The sequence below is a fragment of the Clostridia bacterium genome (assembly GCA_012840125.1).
Taxonomy (GTDB): Bacteria; Bacillota; DULZ01; order DULZ01; family DULZ01; genus DULZ01.
Genome location: DULZ01000055.1, coordinates 1 through 12,467, shown reverse-complemented (window position 1 = coordinate 12,467; position 12,467 = coordinate 1). Strand labels below are relative to the sequence as shown.

Annotated in this window: 11 protein-coding genes, 1 riboswitch and 1 other annotated feature; of the genes, 9 read left to right on the top strand and 2 right to left on the bottom strand. The window is 53.7% G+C overall.

The genetic code is table 11. The annotated features are described in order from the left end of the window. Window positions 1–109 precede the first annotated feature (109 nt). Window positions 110–1,021, bottom strand: a complete 912-nt coding sequence (locus GXX34_06895; GenBank protein HHW07241.1) for a PilZ domain-containing protein — start codon at window positions 1,019–1,021, stop codon at window positions 110–112. A gap of 150 nt (window positions 1,022–1,171) precedes the next feature. Further along, window positions 1,172–1,256: riboswitch (cyclic di-GMP riboswitch) on the bottom strand. A gap of 262 nt (window positions 1,257–1,518) precedes the next feature. On the opposite strand from GXX34_06895, the gene GXX34_06890 reads away from it, so the two are divergent. From GXX34_06890 to GXX34_06850, 9 genes are all read left to right on the top strand, one after another. Next, window positions 1,519–2,076 (top strand): helix-turn-helix domain-containing protein, encoded by a 558-nt coding sequence (locus tag GXX34_06890; protein ID HHW07240.1) that lies wholly within the window; start codon window positions 1,519–1,521, stop codon window positions 2,074–2,076. Window positions 2,077–2,616: 540 nt separating this feature from the next. Continuing rightward, window positions 2,617–3,984: an amidohydrolase gene (locus GXX34_06885; GenBank protein HHW07239.1), complete on the top strand. Its 1,368-nt coding sequence runs from the start codon at window positions 2,617–2,619 to the stop codon at window positions 3,982–3,984. Between the two features lie 19 nt (window positions 3,985–4,003). Continuing rightward, on the top strand, window positions 4,004–5,356 hold the full coding sequence (locus GXX34_06880; GenBank protein ID HHW07238.1) for an amidohydrolase: 1,353 nt from the start codon (window positions 4,004–4,006) through the stop codon (window positions 5,354–5,356). A 13-nt stretch (window positions 5,357–5,369) separates the two neighbouring features. Continuing rightward, complete coding sequence (locus tag GXX34_06875; GenBank protein ID HHW07237.1) at window positions 5,370–6,389, top strand: BMP family ABC transporter substrate-binding protein; 1,020 nt, start codon at window positions 5,370–5,372, stop codon at window positions 6,387–6,389. A 23-nt stretch (window positions 6,390–6,412) separates the two neighbouring features. Further along, a complete protein-coding gene (locus GXX34_06870; protein ID HHW07236.1) occupies window positions 6,413–7,957 on the top strand; it encodes an ABC transporter ATP-binding protein in 1,545 nt (514 codons plus the stop codon). After that, window positions 7,941–9,020, top strand: coding sequence for an ABC transporter permease (locus GXX34_06865; protein HHW07235.1), 1,080 nt, complete (start codon window positions 7,941–7,943; stop codon window positions 9,018–9,020). The genes GXX34_06870 and GXX34_06865 overlap by 17 nt, the downstream gene beginning before the upstream one ends. Next, on the top strand, window positions 9,017–9,949 hold the full coding sequence (locus GXX34_06860) for an ABC transporter permease (protein HHW07234.1): 933 nt from the start codon (window positions 9,017–9,019) through the stop codon (window positions 9,947–9,949). Before GXX34_06865 ends, GXX34_06860 begins: the two co-directional genes overlap by 4 nt. Window positions 9,950–10,001: 52 nt before the next feature. Further along, window positions 10,002–10,234 (top strand) — a binding site (T-box leader). Between the two features lie 55 nt (window positions 10,235–10,289). After that, entirely contained in the window at window positions 10,290–11,480 is a 1,191-nt protein-coding gene (trpB, locus tag GXX34_06855) for a tryptophan synthase subunit beta (GenBank protein HHW07233.1), read from the top strand. Then, window positions 11,473–12,243, top strand: a complete 771-nt coding sequence (locus GXX34_06850; protein HHW07232.1) for a tryptophan synthase subunit alpha — start codon at window positions 11,473–11,475, stop codon at window positions 12,241–12,243. The genes trpB and GXX34_06850 overlap by 8 nt, the downstream gene beginning before the upstream one ends. A gap of 54 nt (window positions 12,244–12,297) precedes the next feature. Here GXX34_06850 and GXX34_06845 read toward each other — a convergent pair. Then, the coding region (locus GXX34_06845; protein ID HHW07231.1) for a hypothetical protein at window positions 12,298–12,467 on the bottom strand (170 nt) is incomplete at its 5' end.

Below are 12,467 nucleotides of genomic sequence, written 5' to 3'. Positions count from 1 at the left end.
TTGCCGGATGGGCAAAGAAAAAACTCTGACCGGGTCAAAGCTTTATGCCAGTTAATTGCATTATAACAGGTGGAGGAGAGGTTGGCAATGGACTCCCGTCCCGGTGTTTTTAATCTACTACAATCCTCCTCTTATTCATAGCGACAATGACTTTGGACTGCTGTTCTTCCGTCAAATTGGTGAACTTGACACCGGTCAGCCAGTGGTCATGGGAGCGCTTTGTCCAGACAATCGTTCCTTCCGCTTCAAACTCCTCAAATACCAGGCGGATTACGCATCCTTTCGGCAAACACACTGCCAGCTCAAGCCTTATACCTGCCACACTTAAATCCAGGGCCCGGCAGGGGAGTTTTTTTCTGGCCAGCGGTGACGGTATGGGCCGGTCCTTTAATGCTTTCAAGTAGAGTTCCCCGGCCAGATTTACTTTCGTCCGGTAGAAAGCCCTCCGGTCCAACTGCAGCCACCCGTGCACGGTATTGAACCCACAGCGGTATTTGTTGGGGCAGTACCTGTCCGGTATGATGGAGTGCTCGTGGCTGGCCAGGCAGGACAAGAGGTTCTTGCAGTGTTCATCAGGGATTTCCAGGATCCATTCGATGTCGGTATATCCCTTGCTCCTGGCTATTTCGTACACAATGTTTTGCAAGAAACGGTGATTGGCGCAGTCATGTTTATCCTTGATTGGGAAATAGAAGAACTCGTAATAGGTCTCTTTTTCCTTCTTGATTTCTTCTACCACCACCTGAAAAAGCTGGTTGCCAATCATGAATTGCCCGGCAAAGGGGCTCTTGTGTTTCATGAAGATGCCTACAAAAGTATCGCCCGTGTCTTGCCCGAATACCTCACGGACGGTCTTACCTATGATGTCTCTAAAATTGACGCGTTTCCGCACCTTTAGCTGGGCTATGTCCATGAAACAGGGATTTGCCATGACGATTTCCCCGCCGGCGTTTACCACTAAATGCCCATAGGCGGCGGTATGGCGGTTTTCTTTACCTTTCGTGCTCAACAACGGTAACATAACAGATCCTCCCTTTACCCTTAAAAACTGCTGTTTTTCCATCAAAAAAAGCCCGCGAACACAAGGCTCTCACGGACCGGTGCGTGTGATGGAATCAGAAAGAAAACAAAAAAATCCGGCACTGCCGGGGTCAAAAACGATTGTCATCCAATCGGCAACCTGGCAGTCATGGCCTTGCGGCTGTAGACCCATGGCTTTGCGTCCCCGCCTTTCGACGGGTTTGCCCATCACTATATGTATGGAAAAACAGGATGTCTACTCTCTATTCAATTCTATTAAATATAGAATAAAATTGCAACGATTATTTAAGTAAAATTTAATAAATTAGTACTGCATCATGATGCTGTACAGAAGGGGATAAGGACGTGTTTTGCGGCCGGTACTTGTCGAAATTAATTTTTTGGTAAGAACAGGCCGGGGCAGGGGAAACGGCCGGCGCGGCGAATGGTATTTTATAAACGAACAAGACGCAGAAAAGTTTTATTATAAGAAACGGAGTGAGGGTCGTGCAGGATTACCAGATTATTCGCAAGATCAGGAAAGAGAAGAAGTTGAGTTTGCGGCAGCTGGCCGAAAAAAGCGGCCTCTCTGTATCTTTCCTGAGCAATTTAGAGAACGGGCGCGTGAATATCACTTTATCTTCCTTGAAGAAAATCGCCACTGCCCTTGAGGTGCCGGTGGCCAGGTTAATCGCCGATGACAGCCAAGAAGGCGTCGTCATTGTGAAAAAAGAGGATCGCATGAATATTGTACACCACCGGAGCCCTCAGGGAACGGTCATTCAACAGTTTCTCACCAGAAGTCCCAATTTTGATATGGAGATAGTGGTGCTCCAACTCCCGGCGGGGACTTGCAGTGAGAGCTACAAGTCCCACCCGGGTCAAGAGTTTACTTATGTGCTGGGGGGTGAAGTGGTTTTATTCCTGAATGAAAATACTTACCCGTTGAAAAGCGGGGATATGGCTTATTATGACGCCGGTATTCCCCACAAATGGGCAAACCGTTCCCAAGGGACGGCGGAAATCCTGGTGGGGGCCACACCTGCCAATTTTTGACAAGATCATGAGGCTTTCATTACAAAATTATTAAATTTTTTCTGATGCCGGTTTGGCAAGAGGGAAAAGCAAAAAGATGAAGAAATTATCCTAATAAAGAACAAACCCATAAAGAATAACACTTTAGTGAACAAGAGCGGTCATACAGTGAACGGGATGTTGTGGCTAACTACCTGCACGATAAGGAGCTTCCTAGGATGACCATTTAGTGTTTACCGGTTCTGCGAAAAACCAAGAGCCTTACCATAACGAGGCTCTTTATTTTTTGCTCAAGAAGCCCCTACCTCTTTCGCAAATTTCCGGCCCATTGGCCGGTGACTTGGGTGGAAAAATTTTACGAGATTTGAGAGGAAAAAACGATTGGAACGAGAATTATGCTAATAAAGAACAAAATATAAATAATTTCGTCGATAGTGAACACTCAGAGTACTTTGGATTATGCATAGGAGGTGAAACTTGTCACAACTTGGCGTCTCACAGGCAGCGGCGGTTCAAGGCCAAAGGGGAAGTTGGCCCCGCAAGAGTGAAGGAGGGAGTTATGTGTCCAAAATTCTCATCAAAAACAGTTACGTGGTGACAGTAGACAAGGATTTTACTATTTATCCCCAAGGTGCAGTGTACGTGGAAAACGGTCGCATCATTGAGGTGGGTGAAAGTGAAGCCCTGGCACAGAAGTATCAGGAGCGTGCCACAGAGGTTATTGATGCGACAGGTAAAGCGGTCATACCCGGCCTCATCAACACTCATCTCCATTCCGGTTTGATCCGGGGTACCGCTGAGGACCTGCCTCTATGGGAGTGGATTACCAAACACGTTGACCCAAAGCATAAAGTGCTGACGGCGGATGATGCCTACGTGGCTGCCAGTCTCTGTTATGGAGAATCCCTTTTGGCAGGTACTACTTGTGTCGTGGACATGTACCGTTTTATGGACCGTTGTGCTGACGCGGCGGAAGAGACCGGGATCAGGGCCGTTTTGGTGCCTTATGTGGCGGACAGGCCCCAATACAATTACTTTGAAACGATTGAAGACAATATCCGCTTGGTAGAAGAACGCCACGGTTCAGCTAATGGACGGATTCACGTGTGGTTTGGTTTGGAACACTTGGTGTACTGCACCGAGGAGGCTTACCACCGGGTGGCTGACCTGGCGGCTAAATACGGGGTAGGTATTCATACCCACGGGGAAGAGTCCATCGACATGGCCCAGCGCATCAGCCGGAAATACGGGTGCTCTCCCATTCGCCTTTTCTATAACCGCGGCATCTTAGGGCCTAAAACCCTGCTGGCTCATTGTGTATGGTTAACGCCTGCGGAGATAGAGCTTTTGGCGGTCACCGGGACCAGCGTGGCTCACTGCCCCATCAGCAATATGAAACTGGCTTCCGGAGTAGCCCCCATTCCCGCGTTACTGGCCAGGGGGGTCAGTGTCGGGCTGGCTACGGACGGGGTGAAAGAGAACAATAATTTAGACCTTTTTGAAGAAATGAAATTTGCTTCTCTTTTGCAAAAAGTCCATCACTTGAATGCGGAATTGATGCCTGCTGAGGAGACCCTCCGCCTGGCCACTATTTACGGTGCCAAAGCCATCGGCCTGGATCATGAAATCGGCTCCCTGGAGGCAGGCAAGAAGGCAGACCTGGTGCTGGTCAACCTGCGGCGCCTGCACATGGCACCTTTACTGGAAGAAGACTATGCAAACATTGTGGCCAACTTGGTTTTCAGTGCTAATGGAGCAGATGTGGATACAGTATTGGTGGACGGGAAGGTAGTGGTCGAGGGGCATAAGTTGCTGACAGTGGACGAAGAAATGCTTATCGACAAAGCTACGGAAGCCACCAAGGCTTTGATTGAGCGGAGAAGGCCTTTCGTTCCCGAGGCACCGACTATTGACGACGTGGAAGTCTAATCTGCAAGGAGGGTTTTTTGTGCCGGGTATTCTGCTGGAAAATATGGATTTAGTAACCATGGATCCAGAACTAGGTGTAATCGAAGACGGTTATTTAGCCATTGAAGCCGGCCGTATTGTCGCGTTGGGAAAGAGGGATGAGCTAAAGCCAGGGGACTATGCCGGTTATGAGAGAATAAGCAGCCCCAAGTGGGGTAAGCGATTCATAGCCCTGCCCGGTTTTATCCAGACCCATGTGCATACCAGCCAGGCTTTAGGCAGGGGTTTAGCCGATGATGTAGACTTGATTACTTGGACGAGAAAGCGGATCTGGCCTTATGAGGCGGCGCTCACGGAAGACGATGTCTATGTCAGCGCCCTCATGAGTATAGCGGAGATGCTGAAGAGCGGGACCACCACTTTTTGTGAAGCCAGCGGGGTCAACCCCGACGCCATCGCCGGGGCCATCATCGACAGCGGCATGCGGGGCATGGTCTGTTTATCCACCATGGACCTGCCGGGAGAGATCCCCCCGGAAGCTAGGATGACCACGGAGGAAGCCATCGAACGAAATGTTGGCGTGGTGGAAAAATGGCAGGGTAAACATGACCGGGTAGGAGCTTGTTTTAACATCCTGAACCTGTTCCTGTCCAGTGAAGAGCTCTGGCGCACTTTGTCAGCCCTGGCCAGGGAAAAGAACGTTTTCCTGCAGACGCATCTGGCTGAATCCCTGGACGAAGTAGCTTTTATCCGGGAGAAAAGCGGGAAAACGCCGGTCCAGTACCTGGAGTCCCTGGGAGCGCTGGGGCCGCACTTGCTGGCCGCCCACGTGGTGCATGTGAATGACGCAGACCTAGATCTTTTAGAGGAACGGGACGTCAAGGTACTCCATTGCCCGGGAGCGGGGCTGCGGATCGCCGGTATTGCCAAGATTCCTGAAATGCTGGACAGGGGCATTGTCGTTTCCCTCGGCACAAACAGTCCTCCTTGCAATAACCGGATGAGCATGCTGGATGAAATGTGGTTGGCGGGTATCATGCACAAAGCCGTGGAGCACAACCCCCAAGTGGTACCGGCCGCCAGCGTGCTGGAGATGGCCACGGTGAACGGCGCCAAAACCCTGGGGATGGACCGGGTGGTGGGAACCCTGGCGGTGGGGAAAAAGGCCGATGTGACCATCATGAATTTCAATCAACTATGTACCACCCCCACCCATGATCTCTTTTCCACTTTAGTCTACCAGGCTAACAATGACGTGGTTCACACGGTCATTGTGGATGGAGAAATCCTATTGAAGGACGGGAAACTCACCACTATCAATGAAGATTGGTTGATTGCCGAAGCGGAGCGCCGGGCCCGTGCGATTGTGAAAAGGGCAAATATAAAGTTCTAGGAGGGATTATTTCATGAAAACCGCCAAGAAGATGGCCGCTTTTGTGTTGTTGATAGCCATGATGTTCACCATCGCCGCTTGTGGAGGAAACGGTTCGACAGGAGGTAACCAATCAACGGGAGATGCCCAACCACAGGAGCAGGCGGAAAAGAAAATCAGGGTTGCCATGGTCTTTTCCGGTCCTGTCAATGATAACAGCTGGAACGGTTCCGGTTATGCAGGTCTCAAGAAGATAGAAGAGGGCTTAGGGGTGGAAATAGCCTTCTCTGACCAGGTGCCGGTGCCCGAGTTTGAAGAAGCTTTCCGGGATTATGCCAGCAAGGGTTATGATCTGGTCATCGGTCATGGAGGCGAGTTTTCCGATGCGGCTTTTGCCGTGGCCCAGGAATTCCCTGATGTGCATTTCTCCGTGGTCAACGGTAACAAGAATGCCGCCAACTTGTCGACCTTCGAAGTGTGTGACGAACAAGTGGCTTTCCTGGCCGGCGCGGTAGCCGGGCTCATGACCAAGAGCAACGTGGTGAGCGGTATCGGTGGCATGGAAATCCCGCCTACCTATCGTTCCTTGGAAGGTTACAAAGCCGGGGTCTTGTATGTTAATCCGGATGCTCAGGTATTGAGTACGTATACGGGCAGCTTCGAAGATGCGGCTAAGGCCAAAGAGGCGGCCCTGGCTCACCTGGAAAGCGGTGCCGATATCGTCTTCTATTACCTCAACGCTGCTTCTCCCGGGGTGATCCAAGCGGCCCAAGAGAAAGGTGCCAAGGCTATCGCCACTATTACCGACCAGTACGACCAGGCACCGGACACCATTTTGACCAGCGCTTTGTCGGACCTGAGCCAACTGGTCTACCTCATTGGAGAACAATTCGTCAAAGGTTCCATTAAGGGTCAGCCTTACGCCATTGGCGTAGCCCATGAAGACATCGTCGGGTTGGCTCCTTTCCGGGGACAAGTACCGGCGGAAGTGGAGGCAAGAATTGCAGAAATCAAAGAGGAATTAGTAAAAGGAAATATTACCGTCCTGCCTTAATCCTACCTCAAAGGGGAATCACCATGTCTCAGCCTATTTTGGAAATGAAGCAGATCAGCAAGTCCTTTGGCTCTCTGGTAGCTAACGACAAAGTGGATCTGACTGTGTGCCGCGGTGAAATTCACGGTCTTTTGGGGGAAAACGGCGCAGGCAAGACCACGCTGATGAATATCCTCTACGGCTTGTATCGTCAAGATGCGGGAGAGATTATGGTTGACGGTAAGCCTGTGCAAATCAACTCGCCCAGGGAAGCCATCGAACTGGGTATCGGGATGGTGCACCAGCATTTTATGCTGGTGCCCAACCTTACCGTGGCGGAGAATGTGATCCTGGGCCAAGGGCAAAAGGGAGAGTTCTGGCTCGACTGCCGGGAAGCGGCCGCCCGGATCGAAGCTAAGGCGAAGGAATACGGCGTAGAGCTGGATCCCTGGGCGAAAGTGGAGGATCTAACCGTAGGGCTGCGGCAGAGAGTGGAGATTTTTAAAGCTCTTTTTAGGGGTGCCAGGCTGTTGATTTTTGATGAGCCGACGGCGGTGCTGACTCCCCCGGAAGTAGAACAATTGTTTCACTTGTTAAGGAATTTCGTAAAACGCGGCAATGCGGTGATATGCATTACTCATAAACTCCATGAAATCAAGGCCATCTGCGACCGGGTTACCATTTTACGGGGAGGACGGTTGGTAGGCACCTATGTCACCGGGGAAGTAGATGCCGATGACTTAGCATGCTTGATGGTCGGTGACAAGATGGTTACCCCGGCTAAGCAAGGCAAAACCAAGAGCGATAAAGTGTTCCTCCGGGTGGAAAACCTCAGCACCGAGTTGGAAGAAGGGGACAGCCCCCTGCACCGGTTATCCCTGGAAGTTTGTGAGGGAGAGATCATGGGAGTGGCCGGGGTGGACGGCAACGGTCAGACTAACCTGGCCCACTGCCTGGCAGGTTTAAAAAGGCCCAAGACAGGTAAGATCCGGTGGGCCGGCCGGGACATGACAGGTGCTTCCCCGAAAGCATTGGCAGAAAGCGGTTTGGCTTACATTCCCGCTGACCGGCACGGCACCGCTACCGTGATGGGCATGTCCCTGGCAGAAAACCTGATCTGCCGGAGATTTAACCGGAAACCGTTTTCCCGCCAGGGTTTTTTAAATTTGCAAGCGGTGGAAGATTATGCCCTGGCTAAAGTGAAAGAATTCGAAATCAAGACTTCGTGCATCTCCACCCGTCTGGCGGCTCTTTCCGGCGGGAACCAGCAAAAGGCGGTTTTAGCCAGGGAAATCGACGGGGAGCCAAAGCTTATTATCGCCCATCAACCCACCCGGGGCTTGGATATCGGCTCCACCAATTATGTGCACCGGGTGCTGCTGGAGGCCAGCCGCAAAGGTGCCTCCATTATACTCCTGTCCACGGAGTTGGAGGAACTGCTGGCCGTTTGCGACCGGATTGCGGTCATGTACCGGGGGCAGGTGCTGGGGGTCTTACCGGCGGAAGAAGCCTACTTGAAAGAAATAGGACTGATGATGGCCGGCCGGGTCGAGCCAAAGGGGGGTGAAGCCCATGGCCACGAAAACTAAAACAATGAAGCCCGCTTTTGATCACTTCTTCACGGTGTTCCTGGCCCTGCTGCTGTCCTTGCTGCTGACCGTGCTGTTGATTGTCCTGGTAGGACAAAACCCGCTGGTGGCCCTGGGAGCCTTGTGGGAAGGAGCTTTCGGCAATGCCTATAGTATCGGTACCACCTTTAACAAAGCAGTGCCGCTGATTTTAGCCGGGCTAAGTGTAGCGGTAGGCGTGAAAAGCGGCTTTTTCAACATTGGCGCGGAAGGGCAGATTTGTGTGGGGGGGCTGGCGGCTACTTGGGCGGCCCTCACTTTGCCCGGGTGGCTGGCCCTGCCCGGCGCCCTGTTGGCAGGCTGCTTGGCAGGGGGCTTATGGATGCTGGTGCCTGCCTTCTTAAAGCTTAAAAGAGGAGTCAGCGAAGTCATTACCACCCTGCTGATGAACTATGTTGGCTTGTATTTGCTCAGCTATTTTGTCCACGGTCCGTTGCGGGAACCGGCGGAAACCGGCACCGTCAGTCTGCCCCAATCGGCGGCCATACCTGAAACGGCTCGCTTGCCCTTGTTGTTCCCCGGGGCCAGCCGGCTGCATGCCGGGATCCTGCTGGCCGTACTCCTGGCGGCGGTGGTTTGGTTGATCATGCAGCGCACCACCTGGGGTTACCGGCTGCGGATGGTGGGCTTAAACCCCCGGTGTACTGCTTATTTGGGTTTGAATACGAAAGCCATCATTTTGTCGGGCATGCTGTTGAGCGGTGCCCTGGCAGGGCTGGCGGGGGCCGCCGAGATCCTGGGAGCCCAGTACCGGTTGAGGGATGCTTTCCTGCCCAATTACGGCTATGATGCCATCGCGGTGGCTCTCTTAGCCCAGTCTAATCCCGTGGGGGTCCTTTTCTCGGCCACCTTTTTTGCCTCCCTCCGCAGCGGCGCGGGGATGCTGCAGCGAACGGTGGGCCTGTCTTCCTCGCTGGTATTCATCATCCAGGCGATTCCCATTATCTTCATTGCCTGTGCTGCCGGCAAAGAACTGCCGAAATATGTCCGGCCGGCCAAAAAGAGGGAAGGTGATCTGCCGTGAGCCTGCTCAGCGTCTTTGATCTCAGTTGGGTAGCCGCCACCATCCGGTTGGCTACTCCCATCGCCCTGGCGGCGCAGGGAGAGACCCTTTCGGAGAGGGCCGGGGTACTGAATATCGGCTTGGAGGGAGTAATGCTCAACGGTGCCTTTGCCGGGGTAGTTGGTGCTTATTATACCGGCAGCCCTTGGCTGGGACTGTTATGTGGGATGCTGGCCGGTGCCCTGACGTCCTTGATCCTGGCGGTGGCATCCATCACTTTTCGCGCTAACCAGATCGTGATCGGCGCCGCCATCAATATTTTGGCCATGGGCCTCACCGGCGTGCTGTTCCGGGCCATGTTTGGCTTGGACCAGCAAGTAACGGTCAACAGCTTCAAGGCGTATCCCATTCCTTTCCTGTCCGATCTCCCTGTGCTTGGGCCCATATTATTCCAGCAGAATCCGCTGGTCTACCTGGGTTACATCCTGGTACCGGTCCTGACGGTTGTTCTTTTTCGTACCCATTGGGGTTTGGCCGTCAGGGCGGTGGGAGAAGAGCCCCAGGCGGCGGACACAGCGGGTATCAGCGTCACCGGGACCCGTTATCTGACGGTACTGCTGGGAGGTGCCATCGGCGGTCTTGGGGGTGTCAGCCTGTCCCTAGGGCACTTGAACTTATTTGCCGAGGGAATGGTCAGCGGCAGGGGTTTTATGGCCCTGGCGGCGGTGATTTTCGGCCGCTGGCATCCCGTGGGTGCGGTCTTGGCCGCCCTGTTTTTCGGAGGAGCTGACGCTTTGCAGCTCAGGATGCAGAGCCTGGGTTGGCAGGTTCCCTATGAGTTCATGCTGATGTTGCCTTATGTGTTGACGCTGCTGACATTAGGGATTTTTGCCGGGCGTGCTTCCCAACCCAAAGCACTGGGAGAAAATTATGCCAGGGAAGCCCGGTGATTTTCGATATTGACAAGGATTGCTGCATAATGTTAGCATGATAAGAAATATAGCCAAACCGATGAGCAAGACTAGTAAGAATAACGACTGGCAGTCAGAGAGCCGCCGGCGGGTGGGAAGGCGGTTGCCAAGGTTATTCCGAATGGACTTGCGAGGGAAGTCCGAAATCCCTGGGAGAGTAGGCACTTACGGGAGCCCCGCCCGTTACCAAAGGGGTGGATGAGTGGGCGATTCCATCGCCAAGCTGGGTGGCACCGCAGAGGTAGTACAGCCTTTGTCCCTGAAGGAGGGATAAAGGCTTTTTTGATTGCTGGAAAAGAGACAGGTGAGGAGGAGCGAGATGAGGGAGCAGAAAGGGAGATTTGGCGTTCACGGGGGTCAATATGTGCCGGAAACCCTGATGAATGCCCTCCGGGAGCTGGAGGAAGCCTATTATCATTTTCGGAACGACCCGGCCTTTGCCCGGGAATTGGACCGGCTGCTGGCGGAGTATGCCGGGCGGCCGTCCCTGCTGTATTATGCGGAAAAAATGACCAGGGACCTGGGAGGAGCCAGGATTTATCTTAAAAGAGAAGACTTAAACCATACGGGCTCCCACAAGATTAATAACGTGCTGGGGCAAGTGTTGCTGGCCAAGAAAATGGGTAAGACCCGGGTGATTGCGGAAACGGGGGCAGGCCAGCACGGGGTGGCCACTGCCACCGCGGCTGCTTTAATGGATTTGGAATGTGAGGTGTTCATGGGCCAAGAGGATACCGTGCGGCAAGCCCTAAATGTGTACCGCATGGAGCTTCTAGGGGCTAAGGTCCATGCCGTGGCCAGCGGTACGGGTACTTTAAAAGATGCAGTTAACGAAACCTTGCGGGAATGGACGAGAAGGCTCCATGACACCCACTATGTAATCGGTTCCGTGGTGGGACCTCATCCTTTTCCCACCATAGTGCGGGATTTCCAGAGCGTGGTGGGCCGGGAAGTGAAGGCCCAAATCCTGGCCAAAGAGGGCAGGCTCCCCGACGCTGTCGTGGCCTGCGTGGGCGGGGGAAGCAATGCCATGGGTATCTTTTATGATTTTATTAAGGATGAATCCGTGCGGCTCATCGGGTGTGAGGCGGCGGGCCTCGGGCTGGAGACGGGCCGCCATGCGGCTACCATCAACCGGGGCGCTTTAGGCATTTTCCACGGGATGAAATCTTATTTCTGCCAGGATGAGTACGGGCAGATTGCCCCCGTTTACTCGATTTCTGCCGGGCTGGATTATCCGGGCGTAGGTCCGGAACACTCTTACCTGCATGATAGGGGCCGGGCAGAGTACGTGGCGGTGACGGACGAAGAGGCGGTGGCGGCCTTTGAATACCTGTCCCGCACGGAAGGTATCATTCCCGCCATTGAAAGCGCCCATGCCGTGGCGTACGCCATGAAACTGGCGCCCCGGTTGGGTAGAGACCGGGTCGTGGTTGTATGCCTGTCGGGCCGCGGTGATAAAGACGTGGCTGCCATTGCCCGCTACAAAGGGGTGAATGTGCATGAGTAGGTTGACCTCTGTCTTCCAAAATGGGAAGGCTTTTATTCCTTTTATTACCGCCGGGGATCCTTCCCTGGAAATCACGGAACGCCTCATCCCGGCCATGGCTCAAGCCGGAGCGGATTTAATTGAGCTGGGCCTTCCCTTTTCTGATCCGGTGGCCGAGGGAGAAGTGATCCAAGGGGCCAACATGCGGGCTCTGGCCCAGGGAGTCAATGTAGACCGGGTCTTCGCCCTGGTGGAGCGAGTGCGGCAGGCGTGCCAGGTGCCGCTGGCTTTGATGACCTATGCCAATCCGGTGTTTGTGTACGGCCCGGAGAAATTCATGACCCGCTGTGCCCAAGTCGGGGTTGACGCCCTCATTGTGCCGGATGTTCCCTTTGAAGAGAGGGATGAGTTCCTGCCTTACTGCCGGGCCCACGGGATTGCGTTGATCTCGATGGTGGCTCCCACTTCCGGGGACCGGATGAAGATGATTGCCCAGGAAGCGGAAGGCTTCGTCTACTGTGTTTCCTCCCTGGGTGTGACCGGTGTGCGGGAAAAGCTGGGTGACCAGGTGGCCGGCATGGTGGAGATGATTAAAGGGGTGAAAGATATTCCCTGCGCGGTGGGCTTTGGGATCGCGACGCCCCAACAGGCGAGGGAAGTGGCCGGCGTTGCCGACGGGGTGATTGTGGGCAGCGCCATTGTGCAAATCATAGCACAGCATGGTCCGGATTGTATCCCCCATGTGGTCAATTATGTGCGCGAGATGAAGGAAGCCATCAGGTAACGGCATGAAAAAAGGGTCTTTCCTCTAGGGATAGGCCCTTTGTTAATATAGGGGTTACTTGGTATGGTCGTCGTGGCAGGATACGCAGTTTAACTTGCCTTGCTGGGAAGGACCGATATCGACACTGGAAGTGGTATGGCAAGCCGTACAATGCTTGGCTTCTTCGTAGGGTTCCCACTTGCCGGCGAAAGCGGCGCTGCCTTCCTTGACATAGCGGTTGAGGA